The following is a 16,417-nucleotide window of genomic DNA, read 5'->3' as shown; positions in this document are numbered from 1 at the left end:
GCAAGTGGGTCGAACAGTGGCAAAATGGATGCATGCCCCGATTCCTCACCCTCGCTGATGTCGCCGAACAGCTTCAGATCAACTCGCCGCAGGCATACGCTCTCGTGCGAAGCGGAGAGCTCAAGGCGATCCAAGTGGGTGGCAGGGGCCAGTGGCGCGTCGAAGAGAAGATGCTGGAGCAGTACATCGAGGAACGCTACGCCGAGGCGAGCAGGATCATCCAAGAGGCCAAGTCCAAGTCCTCCTGATCTTTGCCCACCGCCCCAGGCTGCGCCGGCGGGGAGGTTGGCCGGGCTAGAAGTCCTGGCCCCGCAATGAGCGCAGCGCTGCTAGGGCCTGGAACGGAATTGTCGCCACAGACACGACGTTTCGCGACCTGCGGACTTCCCCCGGCAACATGACGGCGAGATCAAAGTGGTCCTTGCCCACGCGATCAATGACGCCGCTCATGGTCCGTTCCTCCCGCGCCGACTCAAGCAGATGAACCGCCAGTTCTGCCCTGTCGCGGGCCAGCATTCGGAGAGCACTGGCCAAGCCGAGCCGCAGTGACGCCTTCGATTGACCTTGCCGCACGTGCCGGCCCAGGCCCTGATACGCCAATGCGGCCGTGACAGGCACCAACCACTGGTGGCGACCTTCGTCAAGGACCAACGATTCGCCGCCGACATGGCTGAGCGTCCCGGACACCCGCGTGCCGGACCGGAGCGTCACATCAATCTTCTGGCCGATTGCTCCACGCAGCCTGTCGGAGACCTCGATTCCGGCCAGCTCCACCCGGGCTCGCTCTGAAATTTCGGATTCAAGTCCCAGCAATCGTTCAGAGGCCAGTTGTGCCTCCATGTCTTCAAACAGAGCATCCCAACGCATTGCGTCAGCGTAAGCGGGCACCCCTCGATGGTCAATCTTTCTTCATCGGCACCAGACTGCTAGACAAATGCCACTGTTTGTGGTCAAAATAGATCAATCGTTGTCAAACAGCATCAAATGGCATCAACTGGGTAAGGGGAACCCATGGAACAGACGAACAGACCCGTTCGGAACGATGTTGCGATGGCGGCGACCATCCTTGTGCTCGCTCTCTTGCTCGCTGTCGCTGGACTGATCTTGATCGACCGATGGCACTCCGCAGCAGGACGACTCCAGGAACCCACGTTCGAAGACCTCCTGGGATTCATCGCAACCGCCGCCGGTCTGGGGATCGGAGCCTGGTGGATCGCGACGTTCCTCCTGGCAATGGCGGCCGCGCTTCTTCGGCAAGCGGGAAAGGACCGCTGCGCGAGTGCCACCGCCAAACTCAGCCCTGCCTTCATGTGCCGGCTGGCCGTTGCGATTCTGGGCGTGAATCTCGTGGGAATCCCCCTGGCGAATGCGTCACCGGCACAGCTTGAACCAGCGTGGAGCCCGGCAAACGGCGCACTCTTGTCGAGCGACATATCTGTCCAATGGACACCCGCCTCGAGCCGTTCTCCCCATCTCCCAGTCATGCCCTCGCTTGAGTCAGGTTCGTCGGAGATCGACCCCCGTTGGCAACCCCGCGCATTTGTCGCCGAGCCGGGGCTTCTGGGTACAGGGCCACAGCGCGCCGCGGAACAGTCTGCGTCGCCAAATCAAGGCGAAGTGGTGGTGAAGCGGGGAGATTCACTATGGTCGATTGCCGCCCGGCAGCTAGGCCCTATGGCCAGCGATGTCGACGTCGCCCTCCACTGGCCGAAGTGGTATGCCGCAAATAGGCATGTGATCGGAAACGACCCGGGTTTCCTTGTCCCGGGTCAGATCCTGCAACCACCGCCCAACTAGCACTCGAGCCTCCACCATCCGAACCACCACCACCCGCCGCCCACCAGCGATTCGTCACCGAGGAAGCACATGAGCGCATCACCAGCCGTCCAAAGCCTGCCCAATGCAGTCGTCCAGGCGACTTCGTCGATTGCCTCACGTTCAATCGTGGCTTCACCCCCGGCCAAATCCCGAACGGACGGGCCGTCCGGAAGGGGGCCGTCTTCTGCCCGCAAAGCGGCCCAGATCCGCAGCCTCGACGGCGAAATCCGCGCACTGGCACGCAGCATCGCCCAAGCCGCGGTCGAAGTCCTTGCCGGCACCCGGCCGGCGCAACAGCTCTCACGAACTCTGGATCCCGGATGCCTCGTCGCGCTGCAACACCGGGCAGCACTGACGCGAGCCCATGCTGCCAAGTCCCAAGGCGGGCAATCCCGCGTTCACCGAAGTCCGATGGTCCGCTCCGTGCGTGTCTGCGCTGTAAACGACGGAGTGTACGAGGCCAGCTTGGTTGTCTCGGAAGAACTCCGCTCCCGGGCAGTAGCCATGAGGCTTGAAGAGAGCAACGGCGCGTGGAAAGTCACCGCCCTCGAAATCGGCTGACGGCGGGGTTCAAAAGCAGCAAAACGGAGAGGGACCAGAACTGGTGTTCTGGTCCCTCTCCGTTTTCGCTGCAGGCATCCGTTCGTTTGACATGTCCGGCGGTTGCGGCGTCAGCTACATGCGTCAGGCAATCGCGATGTCAGCGGCGTTTCTTCTTGTTGGATCCGCGCTGCTTGTCATCGGCGGCGGCCTTGGCGGGTTTGCCTGAGCGACCCGAGGCCCGACCCTCAACGCGGGTCTGGCTCGCTCCGTCTTCACCCGGCGCCGTGTACTGCAGCTGAACAGGCTTTTCCGGGGCTTCGAGCCCGGCCGCGCGGATCTGTGGATCGTGATGTTCCACGTGACCGCCTTCAGGGCTGCCGTCCACCACCACCACGTCTTCGGCTGGCGTTACTTCCACTTCCAGGTTGTAGAGGAAGCCAACGCTCTCCTCGCGGATGGCTTCCATCATGCTCTGGAACATCGTGAATCCTTCACGCTGGTACTCGACCAGGGGATCCCTTTGGGCCATGGCGCGCAGGCCAATGCCCTCTTTGAGGTAGTCCATCTCATAGAGGTGTTCCTGCCACTTGCGGCCAAGGACCGAGAGGACAACCCTGCGCTCAAGCTCGCGCATGTTCTCGGCGCCAATGGCTTCTTCCCGCTCCTTGTATACGAGCTGCGCGTCCGAAAGGATCTCGTTTTTGAGGAATTCAACGGACACGCGGGCCTTGCCGCCGGCTTCGTCAATGATGTCCTGGGCTGTGACGGTTACCGGGTAGAGCGTCTTGAGGTTGGTCCACAGTTGGTGGAAGTCCCAATCATCGCCGGTTCCCTCCGCCGTCGCGGCGTCGATCAGGGCGTTGATGGTGTCTTCCAGGAAGAACTGGACCTTTTCGTGCAGATCGTCGCCTTCAAGGATCCTGCGACGGTCGCCATAGATGGCTTCACGCTGGCGGTTCAGGACGTCGTCGTACTTGAGGACGTTCTTGCGCTGCTCAGCGTTCCGCCCTTCGACCTGGCCCTGGGCCGAAGCGATAGCACGGGACACGAGCTTGGATTCGAGGGCAATGTCGTCCGGCACGGAGCTGTTCATCAGGCGCTCGGCGGCACCGGAGTTGAAGAGCCTCATGAGGTCATCGGTCAGCGACAGGTAGAAGCGGGACTCGCCCGGGTCGCCCTGGCGGCCCGAGCGGCCACGGAGCTGGTTGTCGATTCGACGGGATTCGTGGCGTTCCGTGCCCAGTACGTAAAGCCCGCCAAGTTCAAGCACTTCCTCATGCTCGTCCTTGACTGCCTGCTTGGCGGCTTCGAGTGCTTCCGGCCACGCGGACTCGTACTCCTCGGAGTTTTCTTCAGGGTCCAGGCCCCGTTTTGCCAGATCGGCGATGGCCGTGAACTCGGCGTTTCCGCCCAGCATGATGTCAGTACCACGGCCGGCCATGTTGGTAGCAACCGTGACGGCGCCCTTGCGTCCGGCTTGCGCGACAATGGCGGCCTCACGTGCGTGGTTTTTTGCGTTCAGGACCTCGTGCCGAATGCCTTCCTTGGCAAGCAGCTTGGCCAAGTATTCGCTCTTCTCCACGCTGGTGGTACCGACGAGCACGGGTTGCCCTTTTTCGTGCCGTTCCGCGATGTCTTTCACGACGGCTTCGAACTTCACGATTTCGTTTTTGTACACGAGGTCCGACTGGTCGATGCGCTGCATGTCCCGGTTGGTGGGAATGGGCACCACGCCAAGCTTGTAGGTGCTCATGAACTCAGCTGCTTCAGTTTCAGCGGTACCGGTCATGCCCGAGAGCTTGGAGTACATGCGGAAGTAGTTCTGCAGGGTGACAGTGGCGAGAGTCTGGTTCTCAGCCTTGATCTCGACGTTTTCCTTGGCCTCGATCGCCTGGTGCATGCCTTCGTTGTAACGCCGTCCGGCAAGGATACGGCCGGTGTGTTCGTCAACGATGAGGACTTCGCCGTCCAGGATGACGTAGTCCTTGTCCCGCTTGAAGAGCTCTTTGGCTTTGATGGCGTTGTTCAAGAAGCCGATAAGCGGGGTGTTGGCAGATTCATACAGGTTCTGGATGCCGAGGTAGTCCTCGACCTTCTCGATACCGGCTTCGAGAACACCGACCGTCCGCTTCTTTTCGTCGACTTCGTAGTCGATTTCAGTCTGGAGACGCTGCACGACCTTGGCGAATTCGCTGTACCAGCGGTTGGTGTCGCCCTGGGCCGGACCGGAAATAATGAGCGGGGTACGGGCTTCGTCGATGAGGATGGAGTCCACTTCGTCGACAATCGCGTAGTTGTGGCCGCGCTGCACGAGCTCGGATTTGTCCCACGCCATGTTGTCGCGCAAGTAATCGAAGCCGAATTCGTTGTTGGTGCCATAGGTGATGTCTGCCGCGTACATCTGACGGCGCACTTCGGGATCCTGGTTCGAAAGGATGCAACCGCTGCTCAGGCCAAGGAAGCGATAGACGCGGCCCATGAGTTCGGACTGGTATTCGGCGAGGTAGTCGTTGACTGTAACGACGTGCACGCCTTTGCCGGTCAGTGCGTTGAGGAAGGCCGGAGCGGTGGCCACAAGGGTCTTTCCTTCACCGGTCTTCATTTCGGCGATATTGCCGAGGTGAAGAGCGGCCCCACCCATGAGCTGGACATCGAAGTGGCGCATCCCCAAGGTGCGGGAGGAAGCTTCACGCACGGCTGCGAATGCCTCCGGCAAGAGATCGTCCAGCTTCTCGCCGTCCTCGTGACGGGCGCGCAGCCTGTCCGTCTCCTCGCGCAATTCTGCGTCGGAGAAGGTCTTGAAGGAGTCTTCGAGGGCGTTGATGGAATCGGCGTAGGTCCGCAGTTGCCTCAGGGTTTTTTTGTCACCCGTGCGGAGAAGTTTTTCGATAAGTGATGCCACGTAAAGTTGCTCCCAGTCTCAAGCTGCCGAATTCTGGCGGTTTCAGTCTACGGGAGAGACCAACGCCACGCGGCCCCGTTTCCCTGAGAGCGGAGCGCCGGCGCCTGCGGGCCGCTGCCTGAGGCCGCTGGACCTCAGCTGCGGGCCACTGCCGCGGCAAGCGCCGACGAGAGATCGCCCATCGGTGACACGACGACGTCGTCGAGCCCCAGCCACTCGGCCATAAGCCGCAGCTCTGCGGAAAGCTCGACGGCGGTGTCGGCCGGGGCGTCCGGCTCGGCGTGGGCGGCACGCACCAGAAGCTGCTTGGCCGAGCGGTCGGCCTTGAGATCCACGCGCGCGACCACGGCGTCCCGGAGGAGGAAAGGCAGCACGTAGTAGCCGAACTTGCGCTTCTGCGCGGGCGTGTAGATTTCGATCCGGTAATGGAAGCCGAACAACTCCTCAAGCCTTCTACGCTCGAAGACCAGTGAATCAAACGGGCTGAGCAGCGCGCGGCCCGTGGCGGACCGGGGAAGCCGGGCGTCCTCATGCCGGTACAAAGCCCGGTCCCATCCACGCACCGTGACCGGTTCCAGGCGGCCGGCGGCAACGAGCCTGTCGATCGATGCCGCAGCGGCCTTCACTGGAGTCCGAAAGTAATCGGCGAAGCATCGGATTGTTCCGATGCCATGAGCCTGGGCTGCCGCGTCGATCAGCCGGTCCATGGCCGCGATCGACTCCTCGGAGCCGCCATCCGGGAGTGCTCCTGAGCGAGCGATCACCGCAGGCGATCCCGGCGGCAGAAGCCGCGATGTCAGCGTATACCGGCGCTCGAACTGCTCTGTCCGCGACGCGGCCGTCACTAGCCCCTCTTCAAACAAGTGCTCCAAAACCCTTTTGACCAGGTTCCAGTTCCAGCCCCAGTTATCGTGCTGCCGGTCCTCCTGGTGCCCCAGGTGCGCCGTCAATTGCGCGGCAGTCATGGGCCGCCCGGTTGCGAGGGCGTCGAGGATCCGGTGAGCCATGTCCTCCCGGATTCCGCGTTCCAAGTGGGCCGCGCCTACCCACGCACGGTTTTGCCACAGCAGCAGATCCTGGAAGTGTTCCGGGCGGATGAAGCTCGCCTCGTGCGCCCAGTATTCCATCATGCGCCGCGGACTCCGCCCGGCCATCGCATGAAGGATGCTTCGGTCGTAGTTGCCAAGCCTTGAGAAGAATGGAAGGTAATGACTGCGTGAGAGGACATTGACGGAGTCGATCTGCACCACCTGTAGGCGGGCAAAGGTACGGCCCACCGTCCGTGAAGTCACGGGGCCGGTGGGCCGTTCCTTGTCCAGTCCTTGGGCTGCCAATGCAATCCGCCGTGCCTGCAACAGGCTCAGCGAAGCGGCCATGCCAGTCCTTTCATGGGGATGACGAATGCGGCCTATGCTGTGGCGGCTTGGTCATTCGAACGGTAAGCGTGGATCTTTTCCTCCACGGGTTCGTCTCCTGGTTCGCATGTGGAGTCCAGAGTGATTACTCCATATGTCCAGCCACGGCGGCGGTAGACGACCGACGGCGTGTTGGTTTCCTTGTCCACGAACAGGTAGAAATTGTGGCCCACCAATTCCATGTTGTCCACCGCATCATCAAGGGTGAGCGAAGCGGCGGGGAAAACCTTGCGACGAATCAGGACCGGGGAATCACCGGCCGGAATGTCGTTGTCGACGTCGTAGGGCGAGGTCTCAACCGGTGGCGTCGTTGGCTCCTGGTGGTTGCTGGCCTCTACGTAAATGGGTTCGCTCGCGCTGGCAGGCTCAAGCGTCGCAGTAGCCTCACGAACGGCTTTGGGGGTGTGGCGGCCGTGGTGGACCTTCTTGCGGTCCTTGGCCCTGCGGAGCCGCTCCAGCAGCTTGCTATAGGCGAGATCAAAGGCGGCAAACTTGTCAGCGGCGCTCGCTTCGGCCCGGATCACAGGGCCCCGGCCCAGAACTGTCACTTCCACCGTGAGCTGGCCCGGTGTCTGGCGCGGGTTGGTTTCCTTTGAAACCTTCGCGTCAACCCTCTGGACCTTGTCCCCAAGCGATTCAATCTTTGATATCTTCTCGCCGGCATACTCGCGGAAGCGATCCGAAACGGTCAGATTACGGCCGCTGATCATGAACTCCATGGTGCCCTCCAAACAACTCAGGTGACACGATAAGGGCGCTTCTCGGGGCTGGTCTGACGGACAGTCGAGCCCCTTTCCGAGCCGCTATCGACAGGTACATCTGTTCTTGGTACCCATAACCGACGTTAGTTCATCGCCACTGGTAATTCATCCTTTCGTAACTTATTTTTTGTTTGAGTCGGTGCTGGCGGCGCGTCCGGCCCGTCCTCAGGAAGATCGCTACCGGCCGGCGGCCGGGTGGCCGCAAGGACCACCGCGCCACACACCACGCCTCCGGCCGCCGCTACTGCCCGGGCGGCTTCGGCGAGGGTTGCACCCGTAGTGAGGACGTCGTCGACGATGACGCATGCTTTACCCTCCAAAGAACCTTTGTGTAAGAGGCGGACGGTCATAGAGTCGCGGACACGGCGCGCACGCTCTCCGCGGCCCAAGCCCTTTTGCCCGTTTCCCGGACCCCGGTTTCCGGAGCCTCGGATTCCAAACCCGGGCGCCTTCTTCAACGCATCCGTCATGTGCAGACCAGGCAAGGCGTCCAGGCCCCGCAGTCGGCCGAGCAAGAGATGGACCGGACTGAAGCCGCGGCGCCGGAAGGCCGCGTTGCTGCTGGGAACGGGTACGAGGCAGATGTCTGCCCTGTCTCCTACGGCAGACCGGATGGCCCTGCCCAGTGCAGGCGCGAGCACCGAGGCCAGCCGTCCCTGGCCTAGGTGCTTGAAAGAAAGCAGGGCTTGGGCCAGCTCGTCCCGATAGTGTCCTCCCGCGACGACGGGCAGTATCACGTCCCCTTGCACCGTGAGCAAGGCTGGCGCCTGTCCTTCAGCACGGAATGGACTGTTGCACAGCAGGCGTAGGCGCCGTGCACAGGTGCCGCAGAGCGCCGAATCCTCGGAACCACAGCAGACACATTCCACCGGGGCCAGAACGGCCAGCAACTCGACGAAGGCCTCGCCAGCGCCCTGCGCGAGCCTCGCCAGCCGGGCAGGATGGACTCCCCGATGGCGCGCGCCGTCACCGGGGAGGACAGCCAGGTCAGGGTCACGCATGCCGCGACGGCTCTCAGTACCCATACTTCAAGCATCCGGCTCCTCGCCTGCGGCCAACACTCCCAACCGCGCTATGTGGAGAACAAATGGCGACGTTGTCGGAACTTGGGCCCACGGCGGCGAGGGCCCCGGCCTGAGCTTGCGAAGGCTGGGAGGCGGTGGGCCCACGCCGCCAGGGTTCCCTGGCCGAGCGAAGCGAGGTTAGGGAGGCGGTGGGTGGGCCCACCGCCTCCAGGGTTCCCTGGCCGAGCGAAGCGAGGTTAGGGAGGCGGTGGGGACTAGCCCGGAAAGGAAGGGTCCACCGGGCCCTTGAGTTGCAATTCCCAGCCGTTGCCCACTCGTTGGAACACGCCTGCGCCCGACTGTCCGAAAATCTGCTCCGGCCCATTGCCCGCGCTGATAGTGGTCAGGTTCGGCCATGCAGGCAACAGCTGCGGCTGGCTTGAGGTCAAGGACAACAGCTCGGGAACCACATTCTCGGTTGACGAGGCTTTCATCACCGCGACTGTCGTGGAATTGACCCAAACCCCTTGATCAACAGGAGCGGAAGCGAACAAGGTTATCGGTGCAGTCAGATCCTTGGGGGTGCCGTCAGGATTGCGGACAATACCGGTCACCTGCACCGATGACTTGCCGTTCATCTCGGAAATCACCAGCGCGCGCGTCCCTTCACGGGATATCCGGAAGTCCCTCACCACCCGCCCTGCCAACCACGGCGGCGTCATCGTCACCGTGGGGACGGGCTGGCCTTGAGGAACGTTTGACGGTTTGAACGCCGCGACCTCGGTGGCGCCGTTGGCTCCCGGACCTGCGGTCCAGACCCAGTCCTGCGGGCTGAAGGAGGGATGGCTCAGCGTGGTCCGGGTTGTCAGTTGGCGGGCGGGTTGGCCCGGAATCATCGAATACAGGGTAGTTCCGGCGCCGTTGAGGAAAGCCACGGCCTGGGACGTCGGGGACTCCGCGGGAGCGCTCGGGTTCAGTCCGGCTACCGGCTGCATGTCCGGGAGGGCCGAGACCCTGTTGTTCTCGTAGCGCACGAGTTCTTCGTTGCTGACGGCGATTTGGCGCGCAGGAGCATTCTTTTCAAGCACGGGCGGCAGGACCGAACCGTTGTCCTCCACCCGGACAAGATCCTGGTCAGCCCGCAACTGGACGTTCACCACGTCCGGCTGGCTTCTGAAGGTCAGGGTCAGTTGGTTTTGCATGCGCTGCCGGTCCTCGGCAGAAGCATCCACGAGCTCCTTCGCGGAAAGGTCCACTTGGGCTGCTCCTGACACTACCGGCACCGACTCCCGGGCCAGCTTCATGCCCGAAGGAAAAGCACTGACGACCGCACCCTGGAGGTAGGGCGCAGGACCGTCAAGCAACGCGCTTGTCATCGCTTTGACAGTGTTCTTCTTGATGAACCACCGGACATCCGGAACCGCATACGCGAACGAGGGGTCATAGAAATAGATGGGCTGGGCCGCGTAAATGACTTTGAACGTCTCTTCCGGGATCGCGGTGCCGTCCGGGACGGCCGAGATCCGCCATTCGCCGTCAACCTGTTCCAGGGTCACCGGAATTGTCTCGGTGGTTCCTTCCGGGAACTGCGTCGCAACGCCGTCGGCGTCGACCGAGTAGGCGAGGTCCAGCTGGTACTTGAACTCGTTTTCCACACCGGTCTTGACGACGGTCGCCTTCCGGAAAACGAGCGTGCGTTTGTCGGACTTCCAGCTGACGGACAGCGCCTGAGTGAGGTACTGCCGGGCCACGGCGTAGTCGCCCTCGTAACCGCTGCCTGCACCATAGAAGTCTTCGATGATGGACTCCGGGGTGGCGCCGGAGTGTGGCGGCGGAGGGAAGAAGACGGGAGCGTTCGGGTTGCCCGCGCTTTCGTCCTTGCTCTTTCCCACCGGACCGGACCTCGGGATCTGCGCGCAGGAACTCAGGACCACCATGAGGACGGCAAGAACGGCGATCACTGCCCTTAACAGGTTGCGGCGCCGGGACAGGTACGGGCGTTGGGAACTCAAGGTGCCGTCCCCCCTTGGGTTTTGTCGGCGTCGTCGTTTCCGGCTGAAGGCAGTACGGCGGGCAGCACGGGAGGCAGTGCAGGCGGGTGCGCCGGAGGCAGTGCCGGAGCGCCTTCAGGCCTCGGGTCCTCAGCCGAATCGCGCTCGAGTTGCGGCTCGCCCGCATCCAAAACGAGCATCTGGCGCTCAGGAGCTGCGCCCGGTAGATGGATGTCTGCGGGTTCAAGCTGCAACGGCGACTTCACGATGGTGCCCCCCTTCTTGAGAGGCAGCGTCAGCCGGAAGTTGGAACCGGATCCCTTGCGCCCCCAAGCCTGCAACCAACCGTTGTGGAGCTTGGTGTCCTCCGCGGCGATGGAAAGTCCCAGTCCGCTGCCGCCCGTGGTCCGCGCACGCGCGGGATCGGCGCGCCAGAAACGATCAAAGACCCGCGCGGTTTCTGCCGCGGTCATCCCTATGCCGAAGTCACGCACAGAGATGGCGACTGCCTCCTGGTTGGCAGCAACGGAAACGTGGACAGGTTTCCCTTCGCCGTGTTCGACGGCGTTGAGCAGCAGGTTTCGCAGGATGCGGTCGATCCTGCGGGCGTCCATTTCCACGATGATGCGCTTGTGGCGTGAGGCAAGGCGCACTTCGGAGCCATACTCGGCGGCAACGGGCGAGGCGCCGTCGATGACATGCGAAACCACCTGGAAGATGTCCGTCGGTTCCGAGTCCAACACCGCGGCCCCGGCGTCGAAGCGCGAAATCTCCAGCAGGTCCGAAAGCAACGATTGGAAACGTTCCACCTGGTTGTAAAGCAGTTCGGCGGAACGCTTGTTGATGGGGTCGAAGTCATCGCGGGCATCGAACAACACTTCGGCTGCCATCCGAACGGTCGTGAGCGGTGTCCGCAGTTCATGTGACACATCGGAGACGAACCGCTGCTGCATCTGGGACAACGTGGCGAGCTGGGTAATCTGTTCCTGCAGGCTCGCGGCCATGTGGTTGAAGGAGGCGCCCAGCCTGGCCACCTCGTCTTCGCCCTTGACCACCATCCGCTCCTGCAACTGGCCTGCGGCCAGCTTTTCGGAGACGACGGCGGCGTGGCTCACCGGACTCACGACATTCCTGGTCACATACCAGGCAATACCGCCGATCATCAGGATGAGTGCGGCACCGCCCGCCCACAGCACGTTCTGGATTTCGTCCAGGGTTTGTTGGGCGGTATCCAGGTCATAGAGGAGATAGAGCTCGTAGACCGTGCCGTTGAACGTGACCTTGTTTCCGACGGCGATGCCGGGGTGGTCCTGGTTGCCGACGGGAAACTCAGTTGAAGCCCAGTACTGGTCCTTGCCGGATTCCTGCACCGACTTGCGGAGTGCCGGAGGAATGACGCGGACCGTCAACTGATCCGAGGCGCGCGATTCCACCCAGCGGTTGCGCGGCTTGGTTTGTTCGGGCATCGCTTCGAAGACGTATCGCCGCTGGATGACCGAGCCGTTGCCCTCCACCGCTTTGAGCGTGTCGTAGACGAGGGTGATGACGCTTGACTGGTCGTTGGCCTGTGAACCGTCGAAGGTGTCCTGGACTTGCTTGACGTAGTAGCGGCTCTCGGATTCGGCTTGCTTCAAACGCTCCTGGAACAAGTTGTTCGCGATTTGGTTCGAGAGGTACGCGCCGACCACCGCAAATGACACCATCGACAGCACAATCGTCACCGCGACGGTCCTGAATTCGAGCGAGCGCCGCCAACGGCGCAGCAGTGCGCGCCACAAGTACCGGATTCCCGGCCGGATGTGGCGAAGTCCGGTCACCACAAGGCGGGAGACACGCAGTGCCAGGATCAGGGCGCGGCGCGTCCAGATGCGGGCACGCTCCAGGATCCATGGGAGGTTCAATGCCCGGGCGTCCGTGTGTTCCGGGACAGGATGTCCTGAGACGGGATGTTTGACCTTGGCCGCCGGGGCCTCTTGGGCCGGGGCCTCTTGGTCAGTGCCGGGCTCGCCGGTGGAAGACTCAGGCGCCTGCTTTATATCCGACACCACGAACCGTCAATACAACTTCGGGAGCTTCCGGGTCACGCTCGATCTTGGACCGCAGGCGCTGGACATGGACATTGACCAGCCGGGTGTCGGCAGCGTGGCGGTAGCCCCATACCTGCTCAAGGAGCAGTTCGCGGGTGAAGACCTGCCAGGGCTTTCGCGCCAGCGCGACCAAGAGATCGAATTCCAGCGGCGTCAATGAAATCCGCTCTCCGCCACGGGTCACCAGGTGGCCCGCCACGTCGATAGTGACGTCGGCGATCCGCAGGGTCTCGGGCGCCTTCTGGTCTCCCGGGCGCAGCCGGGCGCGGACCCGCGCAACGAGCTCGGCCGGCTTGAAAGGCTTGGGCACGTAGTCGTCGGCACCGGATTCAAGGCCGCGTACGACGTCGGAGGTATCGGATTTGGCGGTAAGCATGACGATGGGGACGTCCGACTCCCCGCGGATCTGGCGGCACACTTCGATGCCGTCCGATCCGGGCAGCATCACGTCAAGCAGTACCAGATCTGGCTTTGAGGACCGGAAGACCTCCAGCGCTTGCCCGCCGTCCGCGCAAAAAACCGGGTCGAAGCCGTCGTTCCGCAGCACGATGCCGATCATTTCGGCCAGCGCTTCGTCGTCGTCTACCACCAGGATGCGTGCCTTCATAGTTATATATTCCCTTATCCCCAAGCCTTTGTCCCGTTGAGCCCAATCACGGCATGGCGCGCTGCAGCCGGCAAGCAAATGGGCTATGAGGCACGACGGCGGAACTATAGGCTGGTGCGAACGGCCCCTTTTGGGGTCCGTGCATTGCCGCGGACGTATCTTTTGGGGAGGAAAACGTGTCACAACCCGATCCGGGTTACCGGCCTGAACAAGGACCGCGGCCACCATGGGGCGCACCGCAACCCGGCTCCCAGCCACAATGGGGCAGCCAGCCGCAATGGGGCGCGCCACAGTATCCGGGGCAATCGTGGGGCGCGCCGGTCGATCCGCGCTGGCAGGCAGGCGGTCCGCCGCCCTATGGGCAGCCCCGCTATGTGGCTCCCCCGAAACCCGGAATCGTGCCCCTCCGGCCGCTCTTCTTCGGTGAAATCATGGACGGCGCCTTCCAGACCATCCGCCGGAACACCAAAACCATGTTCGGGTCCGCCCTCATTGTCCAGGCCATCAGCGGCGCATTGAGCGAGGTGGCCGCACTGGGCATGCTCGGCATGGCCCAACCTCCCGTGGGAGGATTCACGAGCCAAGCCGAGGCGATGCGGTATCTTAGCCCGGTCGTTGGCGCCCTTGCAGGGATTATGGGAGTTTCCTTGCTCGCCTTGGCTCTCGCGTCCATCCTGCAGGGCGTCATGGCCATCCCCGTCGCCAGGTCCGCGTTGAACCGGCCCACCGGGTTCAAGCAAATGTGGTCCCTGGCCCGCTCACGTCTCTGGCCCCTTGTGGGCTTTGCCTTCCTCCTCATCGCCGGATCTTTGCTGTTCTTTGCGGTCCTGTTCCTGCTGGCTGCCCTCATTCTGACCGGGTTGGGACCGATGGGAGTACTTTTGCTTTTCCCGCTGGGACTCGGTGGCGTCGCCGTATATGCCTGGATTTACACGAAGCTTCTGGTGGCCCCTGCCGCCATCACCATAGAAGAACTCGGCCTCTTCGCCGGTCTTCGACGCTCGTGGACCCTGACGAGCCGGAATTGGTGGCGGATCTTCGGAATCACGCTTTTTGTGTCATTCATAATAGGTGTCATCGGACAGGTCATCCAGATTCCCCTGGGTTTGGCCGCCGGCGGAATCACCTCTGTGTTCGCACCCCATGCCGGCGCCTCGCAAGTGACGACGACGGCGATTGTCCTGGCGGTGGTTTCGCTGGTGGTAGGGGTCCTCGTCAGTGCAGTTGGCTTCGCCTTCCAAACCTCCGTAGCATCCCTGATCTACTTGGACCTGCGGATGCGGCGTGACGGACTGGACGTGGAGCTCCTGCGGCTTCTGGAGACCGGAGAGGATCCCGATGGCGTTCCTGGCCGGCGCAGAGCACGTCAAGCCGGTGCCCAACCATGGCCGCCGAACACCACACAGGGTTCCCCCACAGGATGATCCCGGTCTCCGCGTCCCTCGCTCTTCTCCTCCCTGCCTTCGAGCCTCCGGTTGATCCGGACCGCGGCGAGGCCCAGCGGTGGGCGGCCGAGGAACTGTCCAAGCCGCAGTACGCATCGGCCAAACCCAGTTGGATCGATGAGATCTGGAATCAGTTTGTCGACTGGCTCCGCTCCCTGAACGGCGATTCCATCAGCGGAGCAAATATCGGAGTGCCGCTGATCGGTGCCCTGGCCGTTGTCCTCATTGTGGTTGCCGTGATAGTTGTCAGGCCGAGGCTCAACGCACGGAAGAAGACGTCAGCGAAGGTTTTCGACGGCGAGCCGACAGTTGATGCCGACGCGTTCCGCGCCCGGGCATCTGCCGCGGCAAGCCGCGAGGACTGGCAAACGGCTGTCGTCGAACAGTTCCGCGCCGTGGTTCGCTCTGCGGAGGACCGGGCAGTCATTGATATCCAGGCCGGCCGGACGGCGGACGAGGCGGCTGCTCAGTTGGGGCGCGCGTTCGGGGCAGCCAGCTCGCGGCTAGAGGAAGCGGCCAGGATGTTCGATGGCGTGAAATACGGGAAGGCCGCCGCCACCGCTTCCGACCATGCTGCCGTGCTCGTATTGGACAACGAACTATTGGCCACGAGACCTGATTTCGCCGGGCAGTCAGCCAGCGGTTTGGCGGTGCCGCGGTGACGGCGGACACTCAAACAGTCCGGTGGTCCGCGCAGTTGCTGGGTTGGTTGCACCGCCATATGGCCTGGATCATCATCGGGGCCATCGTGGTGGTACTCGGCTCTGTCACCCTGGTCAAGTCCCCCACGAACACGGACACGGCACCCCTCTCTGCCCGCAATGCCGCTCCGGATGGCGGCATGGCCGCGGCCGAAATCCTCCGGCGGCACGGAGTCGCGGTCACGGAGTCCGATTCGTTCGCGACGACAACCTCGTTGCTGGCCGGGAAACCACGCGCCACCGTCTTGTTGTATGACCGCAATGGCTATCTCGATTCCGCCCAGTTGCACAGCCTGCAGCAATCGGCCACGCGCGTGGTGGTCGTGGCTCCCGGCTTCCGAACCCTGACCGGGCTGGGCCGCGGGATCCATAACGCCGGGGTGGTTCCCAACGGGACGTCGACGTTGGAACCGGGGTGCAGGCAAGCGGATCCACTTGTTGCGGGGCGTGTCTCCGGCAAGGACGCGTTGCTCTACACAGGAGCCGAGGTGACGTGCTACCGGCCCAGCAGCAACGACGGCGGCATGTACGCTGCCAGCGCGGACGGTCGGCTGGTGGTTCTCGGCAGCACAGCCCTTCTCAGCAACGATCTCCTGCAGGTGGAGGGCAACGCCGCATTGGCCCTCCGGACCCTCGGGCCAACATCGGATCTCGTCTGGTATCTCCCGGGCCTCGGTGACGTAACGAATAATGGCACACCGCCGACGCTGGATGAATTGGCGCCACCGTGGGTTGGTTTCCTGGGATTGTGGTTGGCGGTGGTCGCGTTGCTCGCTGTGCTGTGGCGGGGCAGGCGGCTTGGGCCACTCGTGTTCGAGCCGCTGCCAGTAGTGGTCAAGGCTGTAGAGACCGCCGAAGGCCGCGCCCGTCTCTACCAGGATTCACGCGCTGTCGGCCAGGCGGCCGACAATCTCCGGGCCGGCACTTTGAGCAGGCTTGCCAAGCATTTCCGGCTCGGCCCCGAGGCCGGCGCAGATGCCATCCTCGATGCCTTGTCCCGAAAGATGAAACGGCCGGCACAGGAACTGCGGACGCTACTGCTGGACCACCGGCCACGCACCGAACCAGAGCTTGTCCAATGGGCACAAAGCATCGAAAAACTCGAGCAGGAGGCAACAGCCCCATGAGCAATCAAGCACGGAG

General features: G+C 62.9%; 14 protein-coding genes. 6 read left to right on the top strand and 8 right to left on the bottom strand.

Annotated elements, in window-relative coordinates; all coding sequences use genetic code 11:
- The first annotated feature begins 32 nt into the window (after positions 1-32).
- On the top strand, positions 33-248 hold the full coding sequence (locus ACSVHC_RS17950) for a helix-turn-helix domain-containing protein (protein ID WP_059387549.1): 216 nt from the start codon (positions 33-35) through the stop codon (positions 246-248).
- A 46-nt stretch (positions 249-294) separates the two neighbouring features.
- On the opposite strand, the gene ACSVHC_RS17945 is transcribed toward ACSVHC_RS17950, so the two are convergent.
- Positions 295-867, bottom strand: a complete 573-nt coding sequence (locus tag ACSVHC_RS17945; protein ID WP_439181168.1) for a hypothetical protein — start codon at positions 865-867, stop codon at positions 295-297.
- A 144-nt stretch (positions 868-1,011) separates the two neighbouring features.
- On the opposite strand from ACSVHC_RS17945, the gene ACSVHC_RS17940 reads away from it, so the two are divergent.
- Both ACSVHC_RS17940 and ACSVHC_RS17935 read left to right on the top strand, forming a co-directional pair.
- On the top strand, positions 1,012-1,797 hold the full coding sequence (locus tag ACSVHC_RS17940; protein ID WP_437770834.1) for a LysM peptidoglycan-binding domain-containing protein: 786 nt from the start codon (positions 1,012-1,014) through the stop codon (positions 1,795-1,797).
- A gap of 69 nt (positions 1,798-1,866) precedes the next feature.
- Complete coding sequence (locus ACSVHC_RS17935) at positions 1,867-2,379, top strand: Rv3235 family protein (RefSeq protein WP_437770835.1); 513 nt, start codon at positions 1,867-1,869, stop codon at positions 2,377-2,379.
- Positions 2,380-2,518: 139 nt separating this feature from the next.
- Here the strand turns inward: ACSVHC_RS17935 and secA are convergent, their stop codons facing one another.
- From secA to mtrA, 7 genes are all read right to left on the bottom strand, one after another.
- Entirely contained in the window at positions 2,519-5,263 is a 2,745-nt protein-coding gene (secA, locus tag ACSVHC_RS17930) for a preprotein translocase subunit SecA (RefSeq protein WP_437770836.1), read from the bottom strand.
- A 134-nt stretch (positions 5,264-5,397) separates the two neighbouring features.
- Positions 5,398-6,639 carry a winged helix-turn-helix domain-containing protein gene (locus ACSVHC_RS17925; RefSeq protein ID WP_437770837.1) on the bottom strand — a complete coding sequence of 414 codons (1,242 nt, stop codon included), beginning with the start codon at positions 6,637-6,639 and terminating at the stop codon, positions 5,398-5,400.
- 32 nt (positions 6,640-6,671) lie between these two features.
- A complete protein-coding gene (gene hpf / locus ACSVHC_RS17920; protein ID WP_234748144.1) occupies positions 6,672-7,397 on the bottom strand; it encodes a ribosome hibernation-promoting factor, HPF/YfiA family in 726 nt (241 codons plus the stop codon).
- A 125-nt stretch (positions 7,398-7,522) separates the two neighbouring features.
- Positions 7,523-8,464, bottom strand: coding sequence for a ComF family protein (locus ACSVHC_RS17915; RefSeq protein WP_437770838.1), 942 nt, complete (start codon positions 8,462-8,464; stop codon positions 7,523-7,525).
- 254 nt (positions 8,465-8,718) lie between these two features.
- Positions 8,719-10,434, bottom strand: a complete 1,716-nt coding sequence (locus tag ACSVHC_RS17910; RefSeq protein ID WP_439181399.1) for an LpqB family beta-propeller domain-containing protein — start codon at positions 10,432-10,434, stop codon at positions 8,719-8,721.
- 17 nt (positions 10,435-10,451) lie between these two features.
- Positions 10,452-12,482 (bottom strand): MtrAB system histidine kinase MtrB, encoded by a 2,031-nt coding sequence (gene mtrB / locus ACSVHC_RS17905; RefSeq protein ID WP_437770839.1) that lies wholly within the window; start codon positions 12,480-12,482, stop codon positions 10,452-10,454.
- A complete protein-coding gene (mtrA, locus tag ACSVHC_RS17900) occupies positions 12,454-13,128 on the bottom strand; it encodes an MtrAB system response regulator MtrA (protein ID WP_236811907.1) in 675 nt (224 codons plus the stop codon). The genes mtrB and mtrA overlap by 29 nt, the downstream gene beginning before the upstream one ends.
- A gap of 374 nt (positions 13,129-13,502) precedes the next feature.
- Here mtrA and ACSVHC_RS17895 point away from each other — a divergent pair, with 374 nt between their 5' ends.
- Genes ACSVHC_RS17895 through ACSVHC_RS17885 form a run of 3 tightly spaced genes read left to right on the top strand, consistent with a single transcriptional unit; the run spans position 13,503 to position 16,401 of the window.
- On the top strand, positions 13,503-14,552 hold the full coding sequence (locus ACSVHC_RS17895) for a glycerophosphoryl diester phosphodiesterase membrane domain-containing protein (RefSeq protein ID WP_437770840.1): 1,050 nt from the start codon (positions 13,503-13,505) through the stop codon (positions 14,550-14,552).
- Positions 14,549-15,235, top strand: a complete 687-nt coding sequence (locus ACSVHC_RS17890) for a DUF4129 domain-containing protein (protein ID WP_437770841.1) — start codon at positions 14,549-14,551, stop codon at positions 15,233-15,235. The genes ACSVHC_RS17895 and ACSVHC_RS17890 overlap by 4 nt, the downstream gene beginning before the upstream one ends.
- A 59-nt stretch (positions 15,236-15,294) precedes the next feature.
- Positions 15,295-16,401, top strand: coding sequence for a DUF4350 domain-containing protein (locus ACSVHC_RS17885; RefSeq protein ID WP_437770842.1), 1,107 nt, complete (start codon positions 15,295-15,297; stop codon positions 16,399-16,401).
- Positions 16,402-16,417 lie beyond the last annotated feature (16 nt).

This window comes from Arthrobacter sp. KNU-44 (assembly GCF_051843155.1).
In the GTDB taxonomy this organism is placed as follows: domain Bacteria; phylum Actinomycetota; class Actinomycetes; order Actinomycetales; family Micrococcaceae; genus Arthrobacter.
The sequence above is the reverse complement of the archived record's forward strand: the minus strand, read 5'-3'. Positions and strand labels throughout refer to the sequence as shown.

Coding starts and splice junctions, on each gene's coding strand:
- ACSVHC_RS17950 (WP_059387549.1), top strand. CDS start 33: ATGCCCCGATTCCTCACCCTCGCTGATGTCGCCGAACAGCTTCAGATC.
- ACSVHC_RS17945 (WP_439181168.1), bottom strand. CDS start 867: ATGCGTTGGGATGCTCTGTTTGAAGACATGGAGGCACAACTGGCCTCT.
- ACSVHC_RS17940 (WP_437770834.1), top strand. CDS start 1,012: ATGGAACAGACGAACAGACCCGTTCGGAACGATGTTGCGATGGCGGCG.
- ACSVHC_RS17935 (WP_437770835.1), top strand. CDS start 1,867: ATGAGCGCATCACCAGCCGTCCAAAGCCTGCCCAATGCAGTCGTCCAG.
- ACSVHC_RS17925 (WP_437770837.1), bottom strand. CDS start 6,639: ATGGCCGCTTCGCTGAGCCTGTTGCAGGCACGGCGGATTGCATTGGCA.
- hpf (WP_234748144.1), bottom strand. CDS start 7,397: ATGGAGTTCATGATCAGCGGCCGTAATCTGACCGTTTCGGATCGCTTC.
- ACSVHC_RS17915 (WP_437770838.1), bottom strand. CDS start 8,464: ATGGGTACTGAGAGCCGTCGCGGCATGCGTGACCCTGACCTGGCTGTC.
- mtrA (WP_236811907.1), bottom strand. CDS start 13,128: ATGAAGGCACGCATCCTGGTGGTAGACGACGACGAAGCGCTGGCCGAA.
- ACSVHC_RS17890 (WP_437770841.1), top strand. CDS start 14,549: ATGATCCCGGTCTCCGCGTCCCTCGCTCTTCTCCTCCCTGCCTTCGAG.
- ACSVHC_RS17885 (WP_437770842.1), top strand. CDS start 15,295: ATGGCCTGGATCATCATCGGGGCCATCGTGGTGGTACTCGGCTCTGTC.